Origin of the sequence: Sphaerisporangium sp. NPDC005289, from assembly GCF_040607455.1 — a bacterium.
Taxonomy (GTDB): Bacteria; Actinomycetota; Actinomycetes; order Streptosporangiales; family Streptosporangiaceae; genus Sphaerisporangium; species Sphaerisporangium rhizosphaerae.
This window is the reverse complement of sequence record NZ_JBEXGS010000014.1, coordinates 102,284-127,768: the sequence shown is the minus strand read 5'-3', so window position 1 is coordinate 127,768 and position 25,485 is coordinate 102,284. Positions and strand designations below refer to the sequence as shown.

The 25,485-nt window shown below is 71.0% G+C and carries 25 protein-coding genes and 1 pseudogene; 14 read left to right on the top strand and 12 right to left on the bottom strand.

Annotated features, from left to right (window positions below; translation table 11 throughout):
• Nucleotides 1-48: 48 nt before the first annotated feature.
• Nucleotides 49-711: a response regulator transcription factor gene (locus tag ABZT47_RS24365; protein ID WP_354846217.1), complete on the top strand. Its 663-nt coding sequence runs from the start codon at nt 49-51 to the stop codon at nt 709-711.
• Nucleotides 712-763: 52 nt separating this feature from the next.
• Here the strand turns inward: ABZT47_RS24365 and ABZT47_RS24360 are convergent, their stop codons facing one another.
• The gene (locus tag ABZT47_RS24360) at nt 764-1,249 is read right to left on the bottom strand and encodes a GNAT family N-acetyltransferase (RefSeq protein ID WP_354846214.1); all 486 of its coding nucleotides are present in this window, start codon (nt 1,247-1,249) and stop codon (nt 764-766) included.
• A 411-nt stretch (nt 1,250-1,660) separates the two neighbouring features.
• On the opposite strand from ABZT47_RS24360, the gene ABZT47_RS24355 reads away from it, so the two are divergent.
• Nucleotides 1,661-4,009: a PHB depolymerase family esterase gene (locus ABZT47_RS24355; RefSeq protein ID WP_354846211.1), complete on the top strand. Its 2,349-nt coding sequence runs from the start codon at nt 1,661-1,663 to the stop codon at nt 4,007-4,009.
• Between the two features lie 147 nt (nt 4,010-4,156).
• On the opposite strand, the gene ABZT47_RS24350 is transcribed toward ABZT47_RS24355, so the two are convergent.
• Nucleotides 4,157-4,807: a hypothetical protein gene (locus tag ABZT47_RS24350; protein ID WP_354846208.1), complete on the bottom strand. Its 651-nt coding sequence runs from the start codon at nt 4,805-4,807 to the stop codon at nt 4,157-4,159.
• 147 nt (nt 4,808-4,954) lie between these two features.
• The gene (locus ABZT47_RS24345) at nt 4,955-5,719 is read right to left on the bottom strand and encodes a MerR family transcriptional regulator (RefSeq protein WP_354846205.1); all 765 of its coding nucleotides are present in this window, start codon (nt 5,717-5,719) and stop codon (nt 4,955-4,957) included.
• Here ABZT47_RS24345 and ABZT47_RS24340 point away from each other — a divergent pair.
• Nucleotides 5,679-7,064 (top strand): annotated as a pseudogene (locus tag ABZT47_RS24340) (amidohydrolase family protein); the annotation flags it as partial. The gene ABZT47_RS24345 and the pseudogene ABZT47_RS24340 overlap by 41 nt on opposite strands.
• A gap of 465 nt (nt 7,065-7,529) precedes the next feature.
• On the opposite strand, the gene ABZT47_RS24335 reads toward ABZT47_RS24340, so the two are convergent.
• Entirely contained in the window at nt 7,530-8,945 is a 1,416-nt protein-coding gene (locus ABZT47_RS24335; protein WP_354846203.1) for a PLP-dependent aminotransferase family protein, read from the bottom strand.
• A 47-nt stretch (nt 8,946-8,992) separates the two neighbouring features.
• On the opposite strand from ABZT47_RS24335, the gene ABZT47_RS24330 reads away from it, so the two are divergent.
• Nucleotides 8,993-10,168: an MFS transporter gene (locus tag ABZT47_RS24330; RefSeq protein WP_354846200.1), complete on the top strand. Its 1,176-nt coding sequence runs from the start codon at nt 8,993-8,995 to the stop codon at nt 10,166-10,168.
• 82 nt (nt 10,169-10,250) lie between these two features.
• Here ABZT47_RS24330 and ABZT47_RS24325 read toward each other — a convergent pair whose 3' ends face one another.
• The 6 genes from ABZT47_RS24325 to ABZT47_RS24300 form a co-directional block, all read right to left on the bottom strand.
• Nucleotides 10,251-11,192, bottom strand: a complete 942-nt coding sequence (locus ABZT47_RS24325) for an aldo/keto reductase (protein WP_354846198.1) — start codon at nt 11,190-11,192, stop codon at nt 10,251-10,253.
• A gap of 49 nt (nt 11,193-11,241) precedes the next feature.
• A complete protein-coding gene (locus tag ABZT47_RS24320; RefSeq protein WP_354846195.1) occupies nt 11,242-11,529 on the bottom strand; it encodes a helix-turn-helix domain-containing protein in 288 nt (95 codons plus the stop codon).
• Between the two features lie 219 nt (nt 11,530-11,748).
• Complete coding sequence (locus ABZT47_RS24315) at nt 11,749-14,643, bottom strand: glycoside hydrolase N-terminal domain-containing protein (protein ID WP_354846192.1); 2,895 nt, start codon at nt 14,641-14,643, stop codon at nt 11,749-11,751.
• A gap of 486 nt (nt 14,644-15,129) precedes the next feature.
• A complete protein-coding gene (locus ABZT47_RS24310) occupies nt 15,130-15,348 on the bottom strand; it encodes a helix-turn-helix transcriptional regulator (protein ID WP_354846509.1) in 219 nt (72 codons plus the stop codon).
• Nucleotides 15,349-15,356: 8 nt separating this feature from the next.
• The gene (locus ABZT47_RS24305; protein ID WP_354846189.1) at nt 15,357-15,764 is read right to left on the bottom strand and encodes a hypothetical protein; all 408 of its coding nucleotides are present in this window, start codon (nt 15,762-15,764) and stop codon (nt 15,357-15,359) included.
• Nucleotides 15,765-15,827: 63 nt separating this feature from the next.
• A complete protein-coding gene (locus ABZT47_RS24300) occupies nt 15,828-16,271 on the bottom strand; it encodes an ATP-binding protein (protein WP_354846186.1) in 444 nt (147 codons plus the stop codon).
• A gap of 348 nt (nt 16,272-16,619) precedes the next feature.
• Here ABZT47_RS24300 and ABZT47_RS24295 point away from each other — a divergent pair, with 348 nt between their 5' ends.
• From ABZT47_RS24295 to ABZT47_RS24280, 4 genes are read left to right on the top strand one after another with little or no spacing between them, the layout of a single operon-like run.
• On the top strand, nt 16,620-17,447 hold the full coding sequence (locus ABZT47_RS24295; protein ID WP_354846184.1) for a helix-turn-helix transcriptional regulator: 828 nt from the start codon (nt 16,620-16,622) through the stop codon (nt 17,445-17,447).
• Nucleotides 17,438-17,644: a DUF397 domain-containing protein gene (locus ABZT47_RS24290; RefSeq protein ID WP_354846181.1), complete on the top strand. Its 207-nt coding sequence runs from the start codon at nt 17,438-17,440 to the stop codon at nt 17,642-17,644. The genes ABZT47_RS24295 and ABZT47_RS24290 overlap by 10 nt, the downstream gene beginning before the upstream one ends.
• A 24-nt stretch (nt 17,645-17,668) precedes the next feature.
• Nucleotides 17,669-17,875, top strand: a complete 207-nt coding sequence (locus ABZT47_RS24285; RefSeq protein WP_354846178.1) for a DUF397 domain-containing protein — start codon at nt 17,669-17,671, stop codon at nt 17,873-17,875.
• A 24-nt stretch (nt 17,876-17,899) separates the two neighbouring features.
• Nucleotides 17,900-18,106, top strand: coding sequence for a DUF397 domain-containing protein (locus tag ABZT47_RS24280; RefSeq protein ID WP_354846175.1), 207 nt, complete (start codon nt 17,900-17,902; stop codon nt 18,104-18,106).
• Between the two features lie 136 nt (nt 18,107-18,242).
• Here ABZT47_RS24280 and ABZT47_RS24275 read toward each other — a convergent pair whose 3' ends face one another.
• The gene (locus ABZT47_RS24275; RefSeq protein ID WP_354846172.1) at nt 18,243-19,370 is read right to left on the bottom strand and encodes an AI-2E family transporter; all 1,128 of its coding nucleotides are present in this window, start codon (nt 19,368-19,370) and stop codon (nt 18,243-18,245) included.
• 362 nt (nt 19,371-19,732) lie between these two features.
• Between ABZT47_RS24275 and ABZT47_RS24270 the strand changes: the two genes are divergently transcribed.
• The 5 genes from ABZT47_RS24270 (at nt 19,733) to ABZT47_RS24250 (ending at nt 23,454) form a co-directional block, all read left to right on the top strand.
• Nucleotides 19,733-20,926: an SGNH/GDSL hydrolase family protein gene (locus ABZT47_RS24270; protein ID WP_354846170.1), complete on the top strand. Its 1,194-nt coding sequence runs from the start codon at nt 19,733-19,735 to the stop codon at nt 20,924-20,926.
• A gap of 233 nt (nt 20,927-21,159) precedes the next feature.
• Nucleotides 21,160-21,498 (top strand): YciI family protein, encoded by a 339-nt coding sequence (locus ABZT47_RS24265; protein WP_354846167.1) that lies wholly within the window; start codon nt 21,160-21,162, stop codon nt 21,496-21,498.
• Nucleotides 21,499-21,500: 2 nt separating this feature from the next.
• Nucleotides 21,501-22,661, top strand: a complete 1,161-nt coding sequence (locus ABZT47_RS24260) for a sigma-70 family RNA polymerase sigma factor (protein WP_354846165.1) — start codon at nt 21,501-21,503, stop codon at nt 22,659-22,661.
• 78 nt (nt 22,662-22,739) lie between these two features.
• On the top strand, nt 22,740-23,183 hold the full coding sequence (locus tag ABZT47_RS24255; protein ID WP_354846162.1) for an ester cyclase: 444 nt from the start codon (nt 22,740-22,742) through the stop codon (nt 23,181-23,183).
• A 100-nt stretch (nt 23,184-23,283) separates the two neighbouring features.
• Nucleotides 23,284-23,454, top strand: a complete 171-nt coding sequence (locus tag ABZT47_RS24250) for a hypothetical protein (RefSeq protein ID WP_354846160.1) — start codon at nt 23,284-23,286, stop codon at nt 23,452-23,454.
• Between the two features lie 21 nt (nt 23,455-23,475).
• On the opposite strand, the gene ABZT47_RS24245 is transcribed toward ABZT47_RS24250, so the two are convergent.
• Complete coding sequence (locus ABZT47_RS24245) at nt 23,476-23,904, bottom strand: CBS domain-containing protein (protein WP_354846506.1); 429 nt, start codon at nt 23,902-23,904, stop codon at nt 23,476-23,478.
• Between the two features lie 159 nt (nt 23,905-24,063).
• On the opposite strand from ABZT47_RS24245, the gene ABZT47_RS24240 reads away from it, so the two are divergent.
• A complete protein-coding gene (locus tag ABZT47_RS24240; protein WP_354846157.1) occupies nt 24,064-25,461 on the top strand; it encodes an aminopeptidase P family protein in 1,398 nt (465 codons plus the stop codon).
• The last annotated feature ends 24 nt before the right edge of the window (nt 25,462-25,485 follow it).

The window sequence follows — 25,485 nt, the reverse complement described above, 5'->3', positions numbered from 1 at the left end:
TTCCCGCGCGGCACCTCCCGGGCCGCCCCTCCCTCCGCGGGACCGCCCGTGATCCGTGTGCTGCTGGTCGACGACCAGGCGCTCATCCGCGCGGGTTTCCGCGCGCTGCTCGCGCCCGAGAAGGACATCGAGGTGGTGGGCGAGGCGCCGGACGGCAGGCAGGGCGTGGCCCTGACCCGCGAGCTGGTCCCGGACGTCGTGCTCATCGACGTGCAGATGCCGGTGATGGACGGCATCGAGGCGACGCGGCGCATCGTGGCCGACGAGCGGCTGCCCGGCGTGCGCGTGGTGATCCTCACCAACTTCGGGCTGGACGAGTACGTGTTCGACGCGCTGCGCGCGGGGGCCACCGGGTTCCTGGTCAAGGACGCCGACCCCGCCGACCTGCTGCACGGCATCCGCGTCGCGGCGCGCGGGGACGCGCTGCTCGCCCCGTCCATCACCCGCCGCCTGATCGGTGAGTTCGTCGCCCGCCGGCCGCGCGCGGTGCCCGCCGGGCTGTCCTCGCTCACCAACCGGGAGCGCGAGGTGGTGGCGCTGGTCGCGCGGGGCATGACCAACGACGAGATAGCCGCGCACATGGTGATCAGCCCGCTGACCGCCAAGACCCATGTGAGCCGTGCCATGGTCAAGCTCCACGCCCGCGACCGCGCCCAGCTCGTCGTCTTCGCCTACCAGTCGGGCCTGGTCACCCCGGACGGCACGGCCTGAGCACGGCCCGAGCACGGCCGGACGGCTGGCCGGCCGGCCTGCGCGCCGTCCGTCAGGAGGTGAGGAGCTTGGCGAAGCAGCGGCTCTTCTCGCTGTTTCGGTAGTGGCCGAACTTGACGCAGAGTTCGTAACCGCTGGAGGCATAGAGCGCGATCGCCTCGGGCTGGGCGTCGCCGGTCTCGAGCACCATGCGCGTGCGCCCCGCGGCGCGGGCGTCGGCCTCCAGGTGGGCCAGGATGCGGCGGGCCAGGCCCCTGCCGCGCAGCGCCTCCACCACGTACATCCGCTTGATCTCGGCGTCGCCGTCGGAGTAGTTCTCCTGGTCCGCCTCGTCCCGGGCGCGCCAGCCGCCGGTGGCGACGGGGAGGCCCTCCTCGTCGTAGGCGATGACGTACAGGCCGTTCGGGGGCTCGAACATCGAAGGGTCCAGCGGCGTCGCGTCGCCGTCGCTCTGGTAGCGGCGGCCGTACTCGGCCTGTACTTCCTTGTTCAGCCTGACCGCGTCCGGGTGGTCGAACGAGACACGGCGAATCTCCACTGAGGCGCCTTTCTGGGGGGACGAAACGCTCGCGGCAAAAATACCGGCCGGTCGGCGGCGGCCCTGCGCCGGGGCGCATGCGGACGGGGACCAGGCGGCCTCGGCGATGAGCGGACCGCCGAGACGGATGAGCGGACCGTCGAGACGGAGGGCGGGAGCGGCGATCCGAAAGCTTTCGGGTCTTTCACCGCCGTTTCAGCAGAACAGGTGCTCCTTAAGCGGTTAATCGGGGCGAAACGTTCCTGATGTTTGTTGACACGTTTCAGGGGTCTTCTCACAATGAGTCCACATCTCGGCCCCATCCCGTACCAGCCGGGCGAGCGACGGTGAAACCGCAGCTCACCCGCGCTTTCGCGCGCCCGCGCGCACCCCCGGCACGTCCTTGGCTTGATCTAGGAAGGGATCAAGTACGTGAAACGATTCCTCAGGGCCCTGCTGGCCCTCGCGATCGTCCCCGCCATCGCGGCGACCTCGATCGTGCTCACCAGGCCGGCCTCGGCGGCCTCGCTCACCCGGGTGACGAGCTTCGGGAACAATCCCACCAACCTGAACATGTACATCTACGTGCCGGACAACGTGGCACCCCGGCCGGCGCTGCTGGTCGCGATCCACTACTGCACCGGCTCGGCGTCGGCCGTCTTCAACGGCTACGCCCGCGACTACGTCACCGCGGCCGACCGATACGGGTACGTCATCGTGTTCCCCGAGGCCACCCGCAGCGGGCAGTGCTTCGACGTCTACTCCCCGCAGGCGCTCAGGCGCGGCGGCGGCAGCGACCCCGTCGGCATCATGTCGATGGTCGACTACGCCAAGCAGCGCTACAACGTCGACCCGGGCCGCGTCTTCGTCACCGGCTTCTCCTCCGGCGCGATGATGACCAACGTCATGGCCGCCGAGTACCCCGACGTCTTCGCCGCCGGCTCGGCCTTCATGGGCGTGCCCGCCGGGTGCTTCGGCACCACCGACGGCTCCACCTGGAACAGCCAGTGCGCCAACGGCCAGATCACCAAGACGGCCCAGCAGTGGGGTGACCAGGCCCGCGCGATGTACTCCGGCTACAGCGGCTCCTACCCGCGCATGCAGTTGTGGCACGGCACCGCCGACGACACTCTGCGCTACCCGAACTTCGGCGAAGAGATCAAGCAGTGGACCAACCTCAACGGCGTCAGCCAGACGCCGGTGTCCACCACCACTCCGCAGTCGGGCTGGACGCGCACCCGCTACGGGTCCAACCTCACGCAGGCCCCCGTCGAGGGCATCAGCGTCCAGGGCGTCGGCCACTCGCTGCCGCAGAGCGGCATGGTGCAGTACGCCATCGACTTCCTCGGCCTCAACGCCGCCGCACCCACGCCCACACCGACCCCGACGCCCACACCCACCCCCACTCCGACGCCCACCCCGACTCCGACGCCCACCCCCACGCCGACCCCCACTCCCACGCCGACTCCCACGCCGACTCCCACGCCGGGCGAGCCCGGCACCACCCTCGGCGCCGCGGCGGCCCGGACCGGCCGGTACTTCGGCACGGCCATCAGCGCGAGCAAGCTGGGCGACTCGCAGTACACCACGATCGCCGGCCGCGAGTTCAGCATGGTGACGCCCGAGAACGAGATGAAGATCGACGCCACCGAACCGAACCAGGGGCAGTTCAACTTCACCAACGCCGACCGGGTCTACAACTGGGCGGTGCAGAACGGCAAGCGGGTGCGCGGCCACACCTTGGCCTGGCACAACCAGCAGCCCGGCTGGATGCAGTCGCTCTCGGGCAGCGCGCTGCGCCAGGCGATGATCAACCACATCAACGGCGTGATGGCCCACTACAAGGGCAAGCTCTACGCGTGGGACGTGGTCAACGAGGCCTTCGACGACAGCAGCGGCGGCCGGCGGGACTCCAACCTGCAGCGCACCGGCAACGACTGGATCGAGGTCGCCTTCCGCACCGCGCGCGCGGCCGACCCGGACGTGAAGCTCTGCTACAACGACTACAACATCGACAACTGGACCTGGGCCAAGACGCAGGGCGTCTACAACATGGTCAAGGACTTCAAGTCCCGCGGCGTGCCGATCGACTGCGTCGGGCTGCAGTCGCACTTCAACAGCGGCAGTCCCTACAACTCCAACTACCGCACCACGATCTCCAGCTTCGCCGCCCTCGGGGTGGACGTGCAGATCACCGAGCTGGACGTCCAGGGCGCGTCGGCCACCACCTACGCCGCCATCGTCAACGACTGCCTGGCGGTGCCGCGCTGCGCCGGCATCACGACCTGGGGCGTGCGTGACAGCGACTCCTGGCGCTCGGGCGACACCCCCCTGCTGTTCGACGGCAACGGCAACAAGAAGGCCGCCTACACCTCCGTCCTCAACGCGCTGAACGCCGCGGGCGGCCCCGGACCCGACCCGACGCCCACCCCGACGCCCACGGTGACCCCCACCCCGACTCCCACGCCGACGCCCACGCCGGGCACCGGGGCGTGCTCGGCGACGTTGAGCACGGTCAGCAGCTGGCCGGGCGGCTTCCAGACGACGGTGACGGTCACCGCGGGCTCCTCGGCGGTCAACGGGTGGACCGTGCAGTGGACCTGGCCGAGCGGGCAGAGCTTCAGCAGCGTGTGGAGCGGAACGCCGACCGTCTCCGGCTCCAACGTCTCGGTGAAGAACGCCGCCTACAACGGGTCCATCCCGGCGAACGGGTCCACGACCTTCGGCTTCACCGCCAACGGCACCGCGGCCACCCCGACCGCCACCTGCACCAGCCCCTGACCCATTCACCAGGCCCGTCCGGCCGGCCTCCACGCCGGCCGGACGGCCCTCAGGGCGACCGCTCGAATCACCACGGCACGACCATTGTCATCACAACAGCACGGCCGTTCTCATCGTCCGGGCGCGACCGCGACCATGGCGGGCGGGTCACAGTCGCGTCCGGGCCTCCTCGATCTGCCGCAGGATGGCCTCGGCGCCGGCGGCCTCGGCGATCGCCGTGGCCTCGTCGAGGAGCGCGAGCGCGTCCTGGCCGCGTTCCTGCCCGGCGGCGACGTAGGCCAGCCCGACCAGGTTGGCGGCCACACCGGGCAGGAAACCCGCCTCCCTGCGCAGCCGGGTGGACTCCTCCAGCCGCTCACGCGCCACCTCCAGGTGGCCGGCCATGTGCTCGACGAAGCCGAGGTGACGCAGCGCGTACGACATCGTCAGCGCGTCACCGGCCTCGGCCGCGAGCGCGCGAGACCGCTCGAACCAGACCACGGCGGCCTCGAGATCGTCCAGGACGACCTGGTGGCAGGCGCCGACCCAGAACAGCGCCTCCGCCTCGCCCCGCTCGTCCCCGAGCCCGTGATACAGCTCCACGGCCCGCTCGAACAGCGCCATCTCCTCGGCGCCGGTCAGGGCCGCGACGTCCGGCGACTCCTCGCCGCGCCGGTCGACGAACCGGGCGTGGAGCACCTTCCCCCGGGCCAGCGCCAGGTCGGCCTCCATCGCGTCCAGCAGGCGCTCGACGCTGACCAGCGCACCCGCGTCCCCGCCGAAGACGGCCCTGTCGTACAGCGTCCGCGCTCGCTCCACTCGATCTTCCGCGCTCATAGGTAGCCAAGTGTCGGGCCCCTCCGCCACACGCGCAACAGCAACCGTCCGCGACGCCTCCTGCGCCGCCACGGCGACGCCGCCGGGCAGGTCCTCACACACGGACGAGCGCGCGACCGGGCGGGCGCCTCAGGCGTGGCCGAGCCGGTGGACGGCGTACGCCTGGACGGCGCGCGCCAGCCAGGACGGCAGCTCCGGGTCCTCGGCCGCGACGATGGCGCGCTGCTCGGGATTGTCCTGGATGAGCTCGCCCAGGGCGTGGTAGGCGGCGGCGTCCGCCGGCCACAGGGCGCGCACCGCCGCGTAATGTCCGGCCACCAGGTCCAGTGCCTCCGGCGCGTCGGGCGCCACACCGCGCCGGCGCGCCACGGACAGGCGTGCCAGCAGGCGTCGTCCCTCGTCGGCGACGCGCTCGTACTCCCGCCTGGTCCACTCGCTCGTGGAGCGCTCGGCGACGGCGACCTGCGCCTCGGCCTTCGCGCCGTACCGGGCCCGCAGGTCCTCGCGCAGGCGGCGCCTGCCCTCGGCCAGGCCGGTGAAGAAGTCCTCGTCGCTGATCGGCCGCTCCCCCGACAGGCCGGCGATCGTGCGGTCGACGGTGTCCAGGATCCGGTCCAGGCGGTCGCGCTCGGCCGCCAGCCGCTCGCGGTGCCCGCGCAGCGCCACCAGCTCGTCGGTCTCGCCGTCCAGGGTCGCGGCGATGAGGTCCAGCGGCATTCCCAGCTCCCGCAGCAGCATGATGCGCTGCAGGCGCAGCAGCTCGGGGCGCCCGTACCAGCGGTACCCGTTCGCCGAGACGCGGGCCGGCCGCAGGACGCCGATCTCGTCGTAATGGCGCAGCGCCCGGGAGGAGATGCCCGCCATCTTGGCGACCTGGCTGATCGAGTGCTCCATGCCGCGAAGGTTAGCCCCCCGCCCCGATACCGGCACCGGTACCGGCGCCGTCGCCCACCGGGGCTCATGCCACCTCACCCATGGCCGGCGCCTGACCCGGCGAGCGTTCGGGACGGCGCGCTGTTCATGGGTTGACCTTCTCGTTGCGTCAACTTCTACCGTCGGGCGCATGAGCGCGCACCAGCCCTTCACCATCAGCGGCGTCCGCGTCTTCGACGGCGGCGACGTCATCGCGGCGACCCATCTGCGGGTCGTGGACGGGCGCGTCGACGCGGTCGGCGACGCCGCGATCGCCCGTCCTGGCGACACCCTGGTCCCCGGGGACGGCGGGACGCTCCTGCCGGGGCTGATCGACGCCCACGTTCACCTGCTGCCCGGATGCACCCAGCTCGCGGCCCTCTTCGGCGTCACGACGGTGATCGACCAGTTCAGCAAGCCCGAAGTCATCGCCCCCGAACTCGCGGCGGTCGCGGCCTCGGAGCAGGGCGCCGGGCCGGTCCGCGCGGGCCTGCGCACCTCGGGCATCGGCGCGACCGCGCCCGGTGGCCATCCGACGCTCGCCTACGCCCCCATCCCCTACGTGACCGGGCCGGCCGACGCCGAGCCGTTCGTCGAGGCCCGGCTGGCCGAGGGCGCCACCCACCTCAAGGTCATTTACGACGATGGCTCCGGCGCCATGCTCGACATCCCCTCGCTGGACCCCGGCACCATCGAAGCGCTCGCCGGCGCGGCCCACCGCCACGGCCTGCCGGTGGTGGCGCACGTCTCGACGGCGGCGGGCGCGGTCACGGTCGCGCGGTGCGGGGTGGACGTGCTGGCGCACGTGCCCTTCGACCGCATGTCGGATCGCGAGGTCGGCGAGGTGGCCGGCACCGGCGTGGCCGTGATCACGACGCTGTCGGTGATCGACGGCTTCCCAGGGCCGGACGGCGTCATGCCGCTGTCGGCCGATCCCGTGCTCGCCGCCCGCCTGACGCCGCGGTGGCGCAAGGTGCTCACGGCCCAGTCGAGACGGTGGATGCCTCCGCACCCGCCGGACGGCGCCGCGGCGCGGTACAACGCGGTCGCCCTGCTGGAGTCGGGGGTGCGGCTGCTCGCCGGCACCGACACGCCCAACCCCGGGCTGGTGTTCGGCGCGAGCCTGCACCGCGAACTGCGGCATCTGGCCCGGGCGGGCCTGCGTCCGGCCGAGGCGCTGGCCGCGGCCACCTCCGTCCCCGCCGAGGTCTTCGGCCTCGCGGACCGGGGCAGGCTGCTCCCGGGCCGCCGGGCGGACCTCGTCCTGGTCGACGGCGACCCGACGACGGACCTCGCCGCGACCGGGTCGCTCCGTCAGGTGTGGGTGGCGGGACGGCCCGCCGACCCCGGCGCCTACGCCGGGAGCGCCGTCGAACGCGAGGGTGTCGTCCGGCTCAGGGAGTCCAACGAGAAGATCATGGAGGGGATCCGGAGGGCGTGGCCGGGCGTCCCGGCGCCGGAGGAGGTTCGCCGCGACGACGGCGAGGTGCTGGGACGGCTGGTCCCGACCGCGGGCGGCTGGCAGGCCACCACCGTGTTCGGCGCGCCGCTCGGAGAGGTCACCGACCGGGATGGGGCGCTGGAGACCCTGCACGAGACGGGGCTGGCCTGCCTGGCCGAGCCGTGGTGGGTCCAGACGCTGGACGGCGCCGGCCCGCGCGAAGCCATGCTGGTCGAGGTCCGCCCCGACCGCGTCCGCCTCCGCTGGATCGACCCCCTGCTCGACCAGCCTCCTTCCGGCCGGTGGTACGACCTGGCCGACATCGACCTGTCCCGGCACCGCCCGGTCGCCTCATCCCTCCTGGAGGAGGTCGGCGATGGCGGCGATGCCGGCTTCGATGGCGGGTTTCGGGGTGTCGCCGAAGCCGAGGACGAGGCGCGGCCCGGCCGGGGGCGCCGCGCGGTGCATCCGGGCCATGCCGTAGAGGCCGACGCCGCGCCGCCCGGCCTGCCTGACCAGCTCGTCTTCGTCGGCACCTGCGGGCAGGTGGAGAACGGCATGGAAGCCCGCGGCGAGGCCGGTGACGCGCAGCGCGGGGGCGTGGGCGGCGAGGGTGGCCAGCAGCGTCTTCCTGCGGGCGGCGTACTCGGCGCGGGCCCGTCGCAGGTGCCGGTCGTAGCGGCCCGACTCGATGAGCGTGAGCAGCGCGAGCTGGTCGAGGGACGGGCTGCCGCGGTCGGCGACGCGCTTGCCGCCCGCCAGCGCGCCGAGCAGCCGTTCGGGGGCGATCACCCAGCCGAGGCGCAGCGCGGGCGCGAGTGACTTGCTGACCGTCCCGAGCGAGACGACGCGGTCGGGCGCGAGCCCCTGGAGCGAGCCCACCGGATCGCGGTCGTACCGGAACTCGGCGTCGTAGTCGTCCTCGACGATCACGCCGTCGCGTCGCCGCGCCCACGCGATCAGCTCCTGCCGGCGATGCCCGGCGAGCACCACGCCGGTCGGCCACTGGTGGGCCGGGGTCACCAGCACGGCCCGGGCCGGGGTGCGATCAAGTGCGGCGACGTCGAGCCCGTCCGCGTCGACCGGGACGGGCACCGCGGCCATCCCGGCGGCGACCGCCTGTTCGGTCGTCGAGACGCCGGCCCCCGGGTCCTCGAAGGCCAGCGTGTCCACGCCGTCGCCGGCGAGCACGCGCAGGACGAGCCCGAGCGCCTGCGCCATGCCGGTGCAGACGACGACCTGGTCGGCGGTCGCCGCCACCGCCCGCACCCGCCGCAGGTAGGCGGCCAGCACCTCGCGCAGCCGCGGCTCGCCGATCGGGTCACCGTAGTCGAAGGCGGAGTTCGGGGCCGTGCGGCAGACCTCCCGGACGGCCCACGCCCAGTCCTCGCGAGGCGCGAGGCGAAGGTCGGGGACGCCGTGCCGGAAGTCGGCGACCGCGTGACGGGGCCGGGCCGGTCGGCTCGCCGGCGACGGCGCTTCCGGGCGGACGACCGCGCCCGCCGCCACGCGCGTGGCCGACCCGGGCCGGCTGGTCAGGTAGCCCTCGGCCTGCAACTGCGCGTAGCAATCCTGGACCAGGCCGCGCGACAGCCCCAGGGCGCGGGCGAGCTCGCGCGAGGACGGCAGCCGCTCGCCGCCGGCCAGTCGACCGCTGCGGACCGCGTCGCGCATCTGGTCTTCGAGCTGCGAGCGGAGCCCGGCGCCGCTGTGCCGGTCGATCGTGACGAGTAGTTCAGGACCCCAATCGGCCCACTCCACGGGCATGGAACTGGACCTTATCACTGGCCCAGTTCCCCCATAGCGTTCTCGGCATGACCACTGATCTTCACCCCCGCCCCCGCACCCGGCCGGCCCGCACCGGGCTGGTGTCCCGGGCGCTCCTGCTGCGTTTCGTGTCCATCGTCGGCGCGTCCATCGGCTTCTACCTGCCCCTCTCCGTCGTGCCGCTGTACGCCAAGCAGGCCGGTTCGGACAGCGCCGCGGGCCTGGCGACGGTCGCGCTGTTACTGGCCACCGTGGCCTGCGAGCTGGTGACCCCGCGACTGATCGCCCGGCTCGGCTACCGGTGGGCGCTGGCTCTCGGGCTGGTCCTGCTCGGCACGCCGACCCTCGTCCTCACCATGAGCGACGACATCTGGGTGATCATCGTGGTCAGCGTGGTGCGCGGCGCCGGCTTCGCGATCACCGTCGTGGCCGGCGGCGCCGTCACCGCCCTGCTGATCCCGAAGGACCGGCGCGGTGAGGGCCTCGCGCTCGTCGGGGTCGTCAGCGGGGTGCCCACCCTGCTCGCGTTGCCCGCCGGTGTGTGGGTGGCGGCTCACTGGGGGTACACCCCCGTGTTCGTGATGACGACGGTGGCAACTCTGCTGGCCCTGCTGCCGCTGCCCGCGCTGCCGAGGCGCACCGAGACGGCGCAGGCCGACGATCACCACGGCGTGGTCGCCGGCCTGCGCAACCCCGCCCTGACGCGGCCCGCGACCATCTTCGCCGCGACGACCGCGGCGGTCGGGGTGCTGGTCACCTTCCTGCCGCTCGCCACCTCCGGGCAGCCGGCCTGGGTCGCCGCGAGCGCGTTGCTCGCCCAGCCCGCGGCGGCCACCCTGGCCCGCTTGTTCGTCGGACGGCTCGGCGACCGGCACGGCCCGGCCCGCCTGCTGGTGCCCGGGCTGGTGCTGTCCGCCGCCGGCATGGCCGCGCTCGCCGCCACCGGCACGCCGTCGGCGGTGATCGGCGGGGCGCTGGTGTTCGGCGTCGGATTCGGCGCCCTGCAGAACGCGACGCTGACGCTGATGTACGCCCGCGTGCCGTCCGGCGGCGAGAGCGCCGTGAGCGCGATCTGGAACGCCGCCTACGACCTCGGCATGGCCGCCGGCGCCCTCGGCGCCGGCCTGGTCATCGCCTCGATCGGCTACCCCCTGACCTTCGCCCTCACCGCCGCCGCGATCCTCCCCGCCCTCGTACTGGCCCACCGCGACCGCCGCCCCTGAACCGGGCCTTCAGACCCCGCGGACGGAGGCGACGGTGAGAGGGGTCCACGGGGGGGCTCCGTCCGAACAGCCTCTTGAGTTCTCACCGCGTCGAGGCACTGACCCGGTCCAGCAGAGCGATCTCGTCGGCGGCGAGCCGCAGGGTCAGGTACGGCAGCAGGTCGGCGAGCTGGGCCGGGTTGCGGGCTCCGGCAAGGGGAACGGCGACGGTGGGCTGGACGGAGAGCCAGGCCAGCGCGACCGCGGCCATCGTGGTGTGACGCGCCGCGGCGACCTCTTCCAGGGCGGCCAGTACGGCCGGGCCGTTGCCGTCCAGGTGAGCGCGGGCCTGATCGGCGCGGGGACTGTCCACCCTGGGTCCGCCGGGGCGGTACTTGCCGGTGAGGAAACCACGTGCCAGCGCGACGTAGGGCAGGCAGACCAGTCCGGTCCGCGCCACGGTGGGCGCGAGCTCCCGTTCGTAGGTCTCGCGCTGCACCAGGTTGTATTCCGCCTGCAAGGCGACGTACCGGGCGAGCCCTTCGCGGTCCGAGGTCTCCAGTGCCGCCGACAGCCGTGCCGCGGTGTAGTTCGACGCCGCGATGTACCGCACCTTGCCGGACCTGACCAGTTCGTCGAACGCCCCGAGCGTCTCGGCCAGCGGGGTGTCGGGGTCGTCCACATGCGCGTAGTACAGGTCGATGTGATCAAGCCCGAGCCGCCGCAGTGAGTCATCGGCGGCGCGCCGGATCGTCTCCGGCCTCAGGCCGTCGAACCCCGGGAGCGCACCCACCTTCGTGGCGATCACCATCTGGTCCCGGTTGCCGCGGGCCTTCAGCCAGCGGCCGATGATCGTCTCGGACTCACCGCCCCTGTTGCCGGGCACGCGGAAGCTGTACATGTCCGCGGTGTCGACGAAGTTGCCACCCGCCCCGGCGAAGGCGTCCAGCACGGCGAACGAGGTCCGCTCGTCCGCCGTCCAGCCGAAGGGATTGCCGCCCAGGCACAGCGGTGACACCTCCAGATCGCTGCTTCCAATCTTCATGGCGGCAACGCTAAAGGTCCGCAGGGAACCATCCGGTGCCCTGCGGCGGTCAGCCGTCGTCGGCCTCCGCGAGTTCGCCGGCGTGTTCCTCGGCCCACCGGGCGAGCACCGACACCGGCTCAAGGAGGCTTTCCCCCAGGGCGGTCAGCCGGTACTCCACACCCGCGGGCGCGGTGGGCAGGGTCCGCCGCTCCACCAGGTTGCCGCGCTCCAGCTTGCGCAGCGTCTGGGTCAGCATCTTGTTGCTGATCCCGCCGATGCGGTCGCGCAGTTCGGTGTACCGCAGCGGACCACGCCCGAGCCCGAACACCACCACGACGGACCAGGCATCGGCCACCAGGTTCAAGGTGGTGCGAGCCGGACAGTCGGCCAAGAACACGTCGGATCTCATGCCTGCCCGCCGGCCGTTGTGGTGGAGAGGCGATCGCATCCGAGTTCCATCCCCCCGCGGGGATGATCACTGCTCTTGCCCATCCTCCGATCGTACTGAGATGGGCTCCGCGCCACCCTTTCTGAACGGTGATCGTGCGTCGTCAACACGGCCGGGTCCCCGGTGTCACAGGGCGACGATCTGCCATTCCTGGTTGGCGCCGCTGTTACCGCTCCATTGGATGACTCGGGCGCCGTCGGCCGTGGAGCCTCCTTCGACGTCCGCGCAGAGGCCGTTGCCGACGTTGACGAGCTGGTGGTAGCCGCTTGTTGCCGCAGGGACGAGTTTCCACCGCTGGTTGGCGCCGTTGTTGCCGGTCGTCTGGACGAGGGCGGCGCCCTGGGTGGCGTTCGGGCTGGTGAGGACCTTGCCGCTGCCTGCACCGGCCAGCCGGACCGAGCCGTCGGAGTTCTGCGTCATCTGCCACTGCTGGTTGGCCCCGCCGGTCCAGGGCCACTGGACGATGGCGGCGCCGTCGGCGGTGGAGCCGCCGTAGACGTCCAGCACCTTTCCGCTCTTGCGGTTGACCAGGCGGACGACGCCGGTGGACGGGCCGCCGCCACCGCCCAGCCCGACGGTGATCTGGGTCGTGGCGCCCGCGGTGAGCGACACCTGCCGGGCGTGGTCGCCCAGAGGTGAGGCGGCGACGCCCGCGCCGGTGGTGATGGAGGTGATCCCGCGCCGGCAGATGAGCGTCACGGTCTGGGTGATGTCGGAGACGACGGTGGCGGTGACGGTCCGGGCGGTGATGTCCCAGGTGAGCGAGTCGATCCGGATACGGTTGCGGCCGCGCACGCCGGTGATCGTGCCCTTGGCGAACTGGTCGGGCAGCGCGGGCAGCACCTCCAGGATGCCGGGCCTGGTGTAGATCAATGCCTCGGCGAGGATCGCGGGCAGGGAGTTGGCGGCGTCGGCGTTGTAGATCGCCAGGTTCGGGTTGTGCGAGGTCATCAACGACCGGAAGACCATGTTGTTGCCCAGGATCTTGCGCAGGTTGCCGTACACGCCGGCGCCGTCCTTCAGCCGGGCCCGGGCGAGGCTGCGGTGGATGGCGCCGTGGGCCTCTTCCGACTCGTCCCCGCGCAGGTCCAGGGCGCGGCTCGCGTAGCGGATGAGGTCGGGCTTGTCCTCGGGGTTGATCTCGTGCAGTGGCCAGACCGGGTACATGTGCTGGACGTGACGGTGGTTGTACCGGTCGGTCAGGCTGGGCCACGACCATTCCGCGAGCGCTCCGTCGCCGTTGATCCGATAGTCGGGCATCTTGGCCAGCAAGGCGGTCCAGCGTTGCACGCCTTGGCCCGCGCCCTGCTCGGTTCCGAGGAAGCCGGCCGCCTCGATGGCGGCCCGCAGCGCGTGCTTGCCCGCGGCGATCTCGCCGGTCGCATTGATCGACAACTGCCTGCCGGTGTTGCCGGGGCTGTTCTCCATGGAGAAGCACGGCACGAAGATGACCTTGCCGCCCGCGTCGGTGCGGGTGAGGAAGTCCTCGTAGAACGCCGCGAGCTCGATCAGGACCGGGGCGAGCTTGGTGCGGTAGAAGGTGGCGTCGCCGGTGACCTCGTAGTACTCCAGCAGCGGATAGAGCAGCCAGTCGGCGCCGCCGATCCAGGTGTGGCCGGGGAAACCGCCGTCGAAGTGCAGCATCTTGCCGTACTCGCCGTCGGTCCGGGAGGGAGCGAGCAGGCCGCGAATGCCGTAGAGATTCTTGGCGTTGGTGCGCCAGTCGTTGATCTGGCCGAGGATCAGGGTGAAGTAGCCGTCCATGACCTCGGTGAGGGACAGGATGTTGCCGCCGGCGACCTGGAAGTTGACGTTGGCGTCGGTGGTGAAGTCGCCGGCCCACGCCGCGTCCCACGCGCCCGTCCACAGGCCGGTCAGCCGCGGTGGCAGGACGCCGCTGGAGGACAGGAACAGGTAACGGCCGGAGTCGTACATCCGCTCCAGCAACGCGAGGTCGATGACGTTGCGGTTGGCGTTCTGCCGCGCGATCAGCTCACCGGTCGACAGTTGCCGGTCGGCGGCGCTGACGTTCAGGTCGAGGCGTGAACGGTCGTACAGCGGGGTGTGCAGGGCGGTGTGCCGCGTGAGCAGCGCCGCGTAGTCGGTGCTCAGCGCGGCCAGTGCCGCGTGCAGCGGTTTGGCGTCCCACGCGGTGGACGACTCGTAGCGGTCCAGCTTGGTCAGCAGCACGAGTCTGGTCGCCGCGGCCACGACGATGGACGTCCCGCTCACCCGTACCGAACCGCCGGACACGACCACCCGGGTGACGCCCTCATAGCCGAACGCCCCCTGGCCGGAGGGGTATCTGCCCCTCAGGTTCAGGTAGCCGTCACCGTTGTCGACCGTGGCCAGGGTGGTGAAGCCGACGGACCCCGGCACGCCGCTCAGGCTCGTGTTGACGCTGAGCGTGGTGTCGATCGTCCGGCCCGGCGCGGGAGTGAGTTCGTGGACGATCACCCGGTCGGCTCGGGAGACGAAGGCCCGGCGCGTCCACGCGCCATTGCCGTCGGTCCACGTCGAGGTCACCTCACCGGTCCTGAAGTCGGTGATCCGGGCGTAGTTGCCGACCGTCGTCATCCCCGGGGTGCTGATCTGCAGCTCATAGCCGGGATGGAAGGTCTGGGTCCAGCGCAGCGACCAGCCGGAGGTGAAGTCGCCGGTGGCGCCGTTGTAGTCACCGGCGAGCGCCTTGTCCCTGACTCCCGCCAACCGGCCCGACAGCACCGGCGGAGTCACATTGCGGGTGCCGTTGGGCATCACGAACCGATGATGGGTGAAGACGACCTTCTCCAGGGCGGGCGCACCGTAGAGCATGGCGCCGTACTCACCGTTGCCGGTCAAGAAGGCATCGGTCCAGTTCGCCGCGGCGGCCGTGTCGTAGATGCCCCGCTGCGGCAGCGACACCTGCGGCGGCACGGCGGCGGCCGCCCGGTCAGCGAAGATCGTCGAGGGCAGCGCGGCGGCACCGACGGCAGCCGCCGTGGTCGCGATGAAACGTCGGCGGTTCAGCGGCATGTTCATCGAAGCTCCCGGTGACGAGCTGGGGATGACGGTCGCGGCCACGTGCCGCCTGTGCCGCGATGGATGGTCCGTCGCCTTGGTGACGGTCGTCGTTCGACGGGGCACCTTGATGCGGAGCACTCGGTCAAAGGTGCCTCCGACGGCAAGGACATCATGCGGCTTCCGGAAATACATCCCATGAATGAAGCGTGCGTAACGTACGACGTCTCATGTGTGCCGTCAAGAACGCCGTGTCATCTCCGGTCCGATCTCCAGGACAGCCGAGGGCTCTCCCCCGAGTTCCGTGCAACTTTCATCAGCCGGATGACCGGGATCCAAGACGGGGACCACGAGGTGCGCCCACCGCATACCATCGCCTTCACCCTTTCGTTGCCCGGAATTCATCCCACCTTAGAGGGGTGATGAGCTGACACGGCGCCGGCGGCTCCAGCACGCCCCGGGCACAAGGGTGCCATCGTCGCCGCATCGTTGACCGGACGGTCCCTGTCAGGCCGGGTCGCCCGTGTCCTCCGTCCGTTCTGGGAGGAAGATCTGCTCGATGGTCAGGCCGAAGACGTCGGCGAGGGTGAACGCCAGAGGCAGGCTGGGGTCGTACCGCTCGGTCTCGATGGCGTTGATGGCCTGCCGGGAGACCCGGCACCGGTCGGCCAGGTCGGCCTGGCTCCAACGGCGGGCCGCACGCAGTTCGCGTAGCCGGTTCTTCATGCGCGCCGTCACCGGTGCAGGCGGGTGCGCAGGTCCGCGATCAGCAGCCACAGCGCCACGCCGCCGATGAGGATCAGCTGCGCGAGCTGCTGGAGCCGGATGATGCCCGCGGCATCGAGCAGGGTGGCCACCTGCAACCCCACGAGGACCGCGGCGAACGCGATGGCCATGCTCTCCAGCTGAACCCTGCGCAGGTACTCGTCTGCGCGCCGGAACGCCCGCAGCAGCACCCAGGCGATCGCGAGGGTGAACACGGTGGTGGTCGCGATCCACCAACCCTTCTGGACGGCGCTCTGATCGGGGCTGCTGCCCAGCGCCAGGGCTACCACCCCCAAAGTGGACACGGGTATGCCGTCGATGAGCACGGCGCGGCGGGCCGCGCGCGTCACCTGATCCTGCTGCATCTCTTTTGCCATGCCATGAATGTAAAGCGAACCTTCCATTAGGTCAAGCGACCCTGACTCAACGGAAGGTACGCCTTACATCTCGGCGACGTGGAACCACACCGTTCTGTCCGCGTCGTCGTGGTGGGAGCCCCAGGCGGTGGCGATCGTGTTGACCAGCCACAGGCCCCGGCCGCCGTCGCTGTCCGCCTCGACCAGCCGCGCCACGGGCGCACTGGTGGCCGAACCGGCGTCGGTCACCTCCACGTGGACCGTCCGCGAGGCCACGGCGACGCGTACCGTGACCCGCCCGCCCACCGCGCTTCCGGAGTCGGAGTGGGCCACCGCGTTGGTCACCACCTCACTGAGCAGGAGCAGGACGTCGTCCAGGGCCGTCGCGGCGACCCTCGTTGCCAGCAGCCCCCGCGCCCACGCCCGGGCGGCCGGCACGGAGGCGATGTCACCGGGAAACTCCCCGAACCACGTCTCCGCCCCCGGCACCTCACCCCCATGCCGAACCACCTGCTCGTCCGACCTCACGACCCCACCCCCGACCAGCCCACGCCGGCCTCGCTGACGGCCCGCGTCCACACGCGCTGCGGGCCGTCCGCGCGCCTCCGGTAAGGGCCGGCCGGGCGCAAAAGACCGCCGTTCGGGTCACGCATAACGGCTCCCCTTTCTTGGTCGCTGGACGTTCATTCGCTTTCTTCATGGCCTGACGACCAAAGAAGACGTGTGCTTAGATTGGCCCGTGACCAGCGAATCCACGTTCCAATCAGCACGCCGGAAGATGACCGGCGATACCAGGAACGGGTTTGACTAAACCGCCGCCTGGCATTACCCGCGCAACCAGAAAGTCCGTTTTCATCCTGTTTCTGGAGGACCGCGATGAGCGTCGATCCTTTCCCAGGGCCGGAATCCCCTCGCGCGCGTTTCGGCGCAGAAATGCGCCGCCTGCGAGAGGCAGCCCAGCTCTCCCAGGCCGCCGTCGCCACCCGCCTCGGCTGCACCCAGACCCAGGTGAGCCGCCTGGAGGCCGCAACGCGCACGCCGTCTGTCTCCGACGCCGAACGGCTGGACCGGCTCTTTGGCGCGGGCGACGGCACCTTCTTCACGGACCTGCGCAAGTACATCGTCGCCCGCCCGGGCGGGCCCGCATGGTTCATGGACTGGGTGAACGAGATCGAACCGGCGGCCCGCGTCCTGTGGTCCTGGGACCCCCTCCTGGTCCCCGGCCTCCTCCAGACCCCGTCCTACGCCCGGCATCTCTTCGACCAGGAGCCCCAGATCAGCCCGGAAGAAGTGGAAGCGCGCGTAGAGGCCCGCACACTACGACAGAGCTTCCTCGACCGCGAAGATCCTCCTCTGCTGGTGGCACTCATCGATGAAGGCGTGCTGCGTCGGGAGGTAGGCGGACCAGAGGTGATGCGCAAGCAACTCGACTACTTGCTTGAGGTCGCCGAGAAGCCCACTATCTCCATCCAGGTCGTCGACGCGCACTGCCTTATCGGCTTGCTCGGCGCTTTCATGATCGCCGAGCTCAAGGGCGGACAGCCGCACGCCATTCATGCGGAATCTTCAGCCGAGGGCCAGTGCACCACTGACCACAGTATGGTGACCACGATCCGAAACCGATATGAAGCGATGCGTCTTTGGGCATATCCTGAGCGCGTATCCCTAAATGTGATCGAGAAGGCGAGACAGGAATGGACTTGAGTAGCGCCCTGTGGCGCAAGTCGTCTTTCTCCGGCGGTACCGGCGGGCAGTGCGTCGAGGTCGCTGACAATCTGCCCGGCGTGGTCGCCGTGCGCGACAGCAAGCGTCCGGATGGCCCCAAGTTGCTTGCCAGCCCTGCCGGATGGCGCACCTTCATCGGCGGTGTCAAGGCGGGAACCATCACTCCCCTGTCCTGAAATCAGCGAGGAATCGAGGCAAGCATGGACCTGGACGCCGCCGTGTGGCGGAAGTCGTCGCGTTCTTCTGACAACGGCGGGCAGTGCGTGGAAGTCGCCGACAACCTGCCCGGCGTGGTCGCCGTGCGCGACAGCAAGGTTTCGGATGGCCCCAGGTTGGTTGCCGACCACTCGGGGTGGCGCACCTTCATCGGCAGCATCAAGGCAGGAAAGATCGTCCTTCTGTCCTGACATCAGCGAGGAAACGAGACGGGCATGGACCTGGACGCCGCCGTCTGGCGGAAGTCGACCTACTCCGGCGGGAATGGTGGTCAGTGCGTGGAGGTGGCCGCGAACCTTGCCGGGGTGGTCGCGGTGCGCGACAGCAAGGTTTTCGATGGCCCCGAGGTGCTCCTCAGCCCCTTGGGATGGCGCAGCTTCGTTAGCAGCCTCAAGGCAGGAAGCTTCGCCACCCTGATCTGACTTCATCGCATTGGCTCTCGTGACACTCCTGGACGAAAGTCGCCTGAGCGCTCTCGCCTGTCTCGCCCCCGATCGGTCGACCGGCCGGAGGCCTCGCGTGCGGAAGAAGCCCGTTCGCCATCGTTCGGTGGGTGGATCAGGTGGACGTCCGCTCAGGGGCGGCCGCGTCGGGTTCCGGGAGGTCGGTCTCCGGGTCCTGGGGCGGGTCGGTGAGCTGTTCGCGGAGGTAGTTCCACACCACGGCGATCAGGGCGGCGACCGGTACGGCGAGCAGGCTGCCCACGATGCCCGCCAGGCTGCCGCCCAGCGTCACCGCCAGCAGGACCACCGCCGCGTGCAGGCCGAGACCACGGCTCTGCACCATTGGCTGGAACACGTTCCCCTCGAGTTGCTGCACGACGACGATGATGGCGAGCACGATCAGCGCGTCCGTCCAGCCGTTGGACACCAGCGCGATGAGGACCGCCACGAAACCGGCGAACAGGGCGCCGACGATGGGGATGAACGCCGAGACGAAGGTCAGGACGGCCAGGGGAAGAACAAGCGGCACGCCCACGATCCACAGGCCGAGACCGATGAAGACGGCGTCGAGCAGGCCCACGAAGGCCTGGGAGCGTACGAACGAGCCGAGGGTGTCCCAACTGCGGGCGGCCACGATCGGCACGTCCGTGGCGAGGCGGCCGGGTAGCTGGCGGGCCAGCCAGGGCAGGAACCGCGGGCCGTCCTTGAGGAAGAAGAACATGAGGAAGAGCGCCAGGACCGTGGTCACCAGGCCGTTGACCACGGTGCCCACGCCGGTGAGGGTGGCGGTGACGATGCTGCCGACGCTGGACTGGACGCGCTTGACCGCGCTGTCGAACGCGGTGCTGACCTGGTCCGCGCCGATGTTCAGCGGCGGCCCGGCGGCCCAGTCGCGCAGCTTCTGAATGCCGTCGCCCACGCCGGTGGACAGCTCGCCGGACTGGGACGCCACCGGGACGGCGATCAGCACCACGGTCCCGGCGGCGACCAGGAGGAAGAGCACGGTCACGGCCGACGCGGCCAAGGCGGGTGGCCAGCCGTGCCGGCGCAGGAAACGGGCCAGGGGCCAGGTCAGTGTGGTGAGCAGCAGGGCGATCACGAGCGGCCATAGGACAGACCACATCCGGCCGAGAATCCACAGAGCCACCGCCGTCATCAGCACGACGAGCAGCATCTCCAGGGAGATGCGCGCCGAAGTGCGCAGTGCGGTGCGCGTCTTGGTGGCATTGAGCGTGGCAGGCACAAGGACACCCTAGACATTGCCCATGCTTTACGCGGACAGGGCGACCTTCGAGCGGACGGTCTTGACCGTTGGGGTGGGGGGACGGACACTCTGGCCGGCGCGGGACCGGAGTGTTCTCCGGGGTCGCCGCCGGCCTGTCTCCGATCCAAGGCGAAGGGTGGGCGTTGAGCCCCACGTCATCCGTGCCTCCACCGGATGTTCGCGCCGCCGTGATCCGTCATGCCGCCGGGCCGCGGTCCCCGCCGGCGGCGCTCGCCGTACTCGCCCCCATGAAGCTTTCAACGCGAGCTTCGAACGCTGGCCCCTCATCGCCCGGCGGAGCGTGTCCCACGGCGCTCTCGCCGGCAGGAGTAGGAGAGACCGTGCGACACACACAGGTGAAGGCGGCGCTGGCCGCGCTGGCGGTGGCGGCCACGCTGCTGCCGACGGCCGCCAACGCGGCGAGCCCTTCCGAGACGACGTACGCAGGCAGTCCGGCGGCGGCCGCAGGCAGTGCGGCGGCGGCCGTTCTGGCGACATCCGCGGGCAGGCACGCGGCGGCCGTGCTGGCCAGGGCGCACACCGCCGGCCGGGTACAGGTCGCCGGCGACGCCGTGCGGTACAGCTGGCCGGGCGTCTACTTCGAGGGCCGCTTCGTCGGCACCGGAGTAGGGATCGCCCTGAACGACGCCGTGAACGACTACGACGTCCAGATCGACGGCGCCACCGTCGCCACGCTGGTGACCCCCGGCCGCACCACGTACTGGGTCAAGAATCTGCGCTACGGCGTGCACGGCGTGCGGCTCGTCAAGCGCACCGAGAGCCAGTCGGGCATCGGCGAGTTCGGCGGGTTCCTGGCCGCCCCCGGCGGCGTCGTCCTGCCCAGGCCCCCGGATCGCCGACGGCAGATCGAGTTCATCGGCGACTCCTACACCGCCGGCTACGGCAACCTCTCCCCCACCCGCGAATGCCCGGCTCCTGGGCAGCTCGACAGGAACACCAACGCCGACCTGAGCTTCGGCGCCCTCACCGCGCGCGGCCTCGGCGCCGACTACCAGCTCAACGCCTTCTCCGGGCGCGGGATGGTGCGCAACTACAACGGCATCGAGCCGGGCACCGACTACCGCACCTACTACGACCGTGCCTTGATCAGCGTGCCCGGCGACGTCTGGAGGAATCCGGGCACCTGGCACCCGCAGCTCATCGTGGTCGGGCTCGGCATCAACGACTTCTCCACCGCCATCAACCCCGGCGAGCCGTGGACGCCCGAATCCCTCGTCGCCGCCTACAAGACCGCCTACCAGGGCTTCATCGACAAGCTGCGCGCCCGCTACGGCAAGCGCGCGGTCATCGTGGTCAGCGCCACCTACGTGTACAACACGACGGCGCTCGCCGACGCGGCGCGACAGGTCGTGCAGGACCGCAACGGGCAGGGCGACGACCGGGTCGTCTACTGGTACTACGACAACGCCGACCTGGACTACGGCGGCTGCGACTGGCACCCCTCGGCCCACGATCACCAGATCATCTCGCAGCGGCTGAACGACTTCATCGCCGCCCTTCACCTGCGCTGGTAGGGGCGCGAAGCACAGAGCACGACACGCGCCGGGCGGCCGGGCCGTCCGGCGCGTGCCCGTGCGCCGCGTCTTGTCGCGTCTTGTCGCGTCGTCAGGACGAGACCTCACCGACGGAACGAACCGAGCAGAAGGCGAGAACGGGGCGATCGCCGGGCGAGAATGGGCCTGTGGTGTCCCCCGCGCCGTCGCCCGTTCGTCGTGCAAGGGGAGAGCCCCTGACTTCGGAGGTCGCGATGCAGTACGCGCTGATGATCTACACCCCGCCCGGCTACGTGGAGTCGCTGTCGGAGGCGGAGATGGACGCGGTGTACGCGGACTACTTGGCGCTGGCCGATGACGACCGGTGCATCGAGCACGCGCAGTTGCAACCGGCCGAGACGGCGACCAGTGTTCGGGTGGCCGACGGCCGGACGCTGATGACCGACGGCCCGTTCGCCGACACCAAGGAGGTGCTCGGCGGCTTCTGCCTGGTCGAGGCGGCCGATCTGGACGAGGTGCTGGAGATGGCGGCCCGCGTCCCGGCCGCCCGGATGGGCGGCGCGGTGGAGATCAGGCCGGTGGTGCGGCGCTGACCGTGCTGGAGCAGGTCTTCCGGGACGAGTGGGGGCGGGTGCTGGCCTCGCTGGTCGGGTTCCTCGGCGACTTCGACAGGGCCGAGGAGGCCGCGCAGGAGGCGTTCGCGATCGCGGCGGAGCGCTGGCCCGCGTCCGGCGTGCCGGACAACCCGGGCGCGTGGCTGACGACGACGGCCCGCAACCGGGCGATCGACCGGATCCGCCGGGAGCACACCCTGGCCGAGAAGATCCACCTGCTGCCGGCGGCCGAGGCCGTCATGATGGACGAGGTCGACGACACCGTGATCAAGGACGAGCGACTGGAGCTGATCTTCACCTGCTGTCACCCGGCGCTGCCGCTGGAGGGGCAGGTGGCGCTCACGCTGCGGGCCCTGGGCGGCCTTTCGACCGCCGAGATCGCCCGCGCGTTCCTGGTCTCCGAAGAGACCATGAAGCGGCGCCTGTCGCGCGCCAAGACCAAGATCAAGGCGACCGGGATCCCGTTCGCCGTTCCCGGCGCGCACCTGCTGCCCGACCGCCGCGACGCCGTGCTGGCCGTGGTCTACCTGATCTACAACGAGGGCTACAGCGGCCGGGTCGACCTCGGCGGCGAGGCCATCCGCCTCGGACGCGTGCTCACCGCGCTCATGCCGGACGAGCCGGAGGCGCACGGGCTGCTCGCGCTGATGCTGATCCACCATGCCCGGCGACGGGCCCGGTTCTCCGGCGAGGACCTCGTGCTGCTCGACGATCAGGACAGGTCGCTGTGGGACGTGCGCCAGATCGCGGCGGGACGGGTGGTGCTCGACCGCGCGCTCGCGCTGGGCGGGCGAGGCGCCTACGTCGTGCAGGCCGTGATCGCCTCGCTGCAGGCGCGGGAGCGCATCGACTGGCGGCGGGTCGCCCGGATGTACCGGCGGCTGGCCGACCTCACCGGTTCCCCGGTGGTCGAGCTCAACGGCGCCGCGGCGCTCGCCCAGGCCGGCGACCCCGCCGCGGCGCTGGCCGCCGTCGACCGCCTGGACCTGGACGGCTACCTCTACTTCCACTCGACCCGCGGCGAGCTGCTGCGGCGTCTCGGCCGTGAGGACGAGGCCCGGGCGGCGTACCGCCGAGCGCTCGACCTGGCCACCTCGACCCCCGAGCGGCGGTTCCTCACCGGGCGGCTCGAACAACTCTGACCCGGCCTGTCCCCCGGGTGGGTGGTCGTTCGTCGCCCGAGTATGAGCGACGTTCGTCCGAACCAGAGGAGAAACGACATGTCAGCGACCCGGCCGACCCATGACCTGGGGGTCTTCGCCCGCCTTCATGAGGCCGTCAACAGCGGCGACGCGGAACTCGTCTTCAAGACGATCGACGAGGTCGTCGACCCCGATGTGGTGGTCCGCACCCCGCTGCCGATCGACGCGACGGGGGCGCAGGCACTGAAGGAGGTGTTCGGCAGGCTCCTGCGGGCCTTTCCCGACCTGCACATCGCGGTCGAGGACGTGATCGCCGAAGGAGACAAGATCGTCTACCGGAACACCGTCACCGGCACCCACCAGGGCGAGTACATGGGCCTGGCTCCCACCGGCCGGTCCATCTCCTACAACGAGATCTTCATCTTCCGCTTCGCGGACGGCCGGATCACCGAGACCTGGGGCGTCGTCGACGTCCTGTCCCAGATGCGGCAACTCGGGATCATCTCCGGCGCCTTCTCGTAACCGGGACTCGCGCCCGCGCGGCGAAGGACGCGGGTGCACCGCCGTACCCGGGCGCCGGCGCACCGCACCACATCCCTGCACCGAGATCGCCGCGCCCGACATGACCACGCAGGAGGCGATCGCCGCCGGTATGCCGCCGGCAGGCGTCAGGTCGCACGAATTCATCGACGTGGCCGGCCAGTCGGCCCGCCCGGAATTCGCGCGGGCCTATGGCATCCCGCTCACGACCTTCGAGGACTGGGCACACGAGCACCTTCGGCCCGCCGCCTGACGCCTGCCAGGGTCGGCAGGCTCAGCCGTGGAGGTAGTCGACCAGGTGGGCCTTTTCGGTCTCCAGCTCCTCGATAGCGCTCTTGACGACGTCGCCGATGCTCACGATGCCGGCCAGGCGGCCCTGGCTGACCACGGGGAGGTGGCGGATGCGGTGGTCGGTCATGGTCTTGCGCAGGTCTTCGACGTCGGCGTCCGGCTCACAGGTGCGCACGGGAGTCGTCATGATCGACGACACCGGCTCCTCCAGCACGCCGGGGCCGCGCTGCTGGAGCCCGCGCACCACGTCGCGCTCGGAGACGATGCCGACGATCGTCTCGCCGTCCTCCGACACCACGACGGCGCCGATGTTGTGGCTGGCCAGGGCTGCGAGCAGCTGGGTGACCGTCGCCTGCGGCCGCACGGTCGCCACCGTGCTTCCTTTACTTCGCAGGATCGCGCTGATGAGCATCGACACCACCTCGTCACGGTAAGGAGAGGCCAGGGAGAGTATCAGTGACTTCCCCACCTCGTGCCAACGTTAAGCGTGAGGACGGGCAAAGCCGGTCCGGCGTCCCGGGGGCGGCATGAGTACCATGCCACGCACCACTTCTCTCCAGGGGACCGCGAGATGAGCGATCGACTGAACACCGGCAGCCACGACCTGCCCATATCCGATGCGCTGGCCGCCTTCATGACCGGCGGCTGGGCCGACACGAGCCGCCCGGACCTGGCGGCGCTGCCGCCGGCGTCCTACACCGCCAAGCGCCGGGCCGCCCTGGTCCAGCGGTTCCCCGGCGAGCGGCTGGTCATCCCGTCCGGGACGCTGAAGGTCCGCAGCAACGATTCCGATCACCGCTTCCGCCCCCACAGCGCCTTCGCGTACCTGACCGGCGGGCAGGAGCCCGACGATGTGCTGGTCATCGCGCCCTCGGGGGCGGCGACGCTGTTCACCCGCCCCCGGTCGCCCCGCTCGGCGGAGGGCGCGGCGGGGCAGGAGTTCTACCGCGACCGCAAGTACGGCGAGTTCTGGGTCGGCGCCCGGCCCACCCTGGCCGAGGCCGAGGCGCTGTACCAGATCGAGTGCGCGCCGATCGACCGCCTGCCCGAGGCCCTCACCGGCACGGCCCGGGTGCTGCGCGAGGTGGACGCCTCCGTCGACGCGCGGGTGGCGCCACACGAGGGGGACGAGGAGCTGACCGCGTTCCTGTCGGAGATGCGGCTGATCAAGGACGACTGGGAGGTCGCCCAGCTGCAGCACGCCGTCGACGCCACGGGCCGTGGTTTCCAGGACGTGGTGCGCGCGCTGCCGCAGGCCCTCGCCCACCCGCGCGGCGAACGGTACGTCGAAGGCGTCTTCGGGCTGCGGGCCCGGCTGGAGGGCAACGCGACCGGATACGACAGCATCGTCGCCTCCGGCGCGCACGCCTGCGTCCTGCACTGGATCCGCAACGACGGCGCCCTGAACCGCGACGAGCTGCTGCTGCTCGACGCCGGCGTCGAGTCCGACGACCTCTACACCGCCGACGTCACCCGCACGCTGCCGCTGTCAGGGCGGTTCAGCCCCGTCCAGCGGCAGGTCTACGAGCTGGTGTACGAGGCCCAGAGCGCGGCCATCGCCGTCCTGCGGCCGGGGGCCCGCTTCCGTGACTTCCACGCCGCCGCGATGCGCGTCATCGCCGAAGGGCTGCGCGAGTGGGGGGTGCTGGACTCGGCCGACGGTGACCTGCACCGCCGCTACACGTTGTGCAGCAGCGGGCACATGCTCGGCCTGGACGTCCACGACTGCGCCAGGGCCCGCACGTCGGTCTACCTGGACGGGGTGCTGGAGGCCGGTCAGGTGCTCACCGTCGAGCCCGGCCTCTACCTGCAGCCGGACGACCTCACCCTGCCGCCGGAGCTGCGCGGCATCGGCGTGCGCATCGAGGACGACCTGCTGATCACCGAGGACGGCGCCCGGCTGATGTCCTCGGCCCTCCCCCGCCACCCCGACGAGGTCGAGTCCTGGATGGGAGCCCTGCTCGGCTGACCCGGACGCTCGACAGGTCCGTTC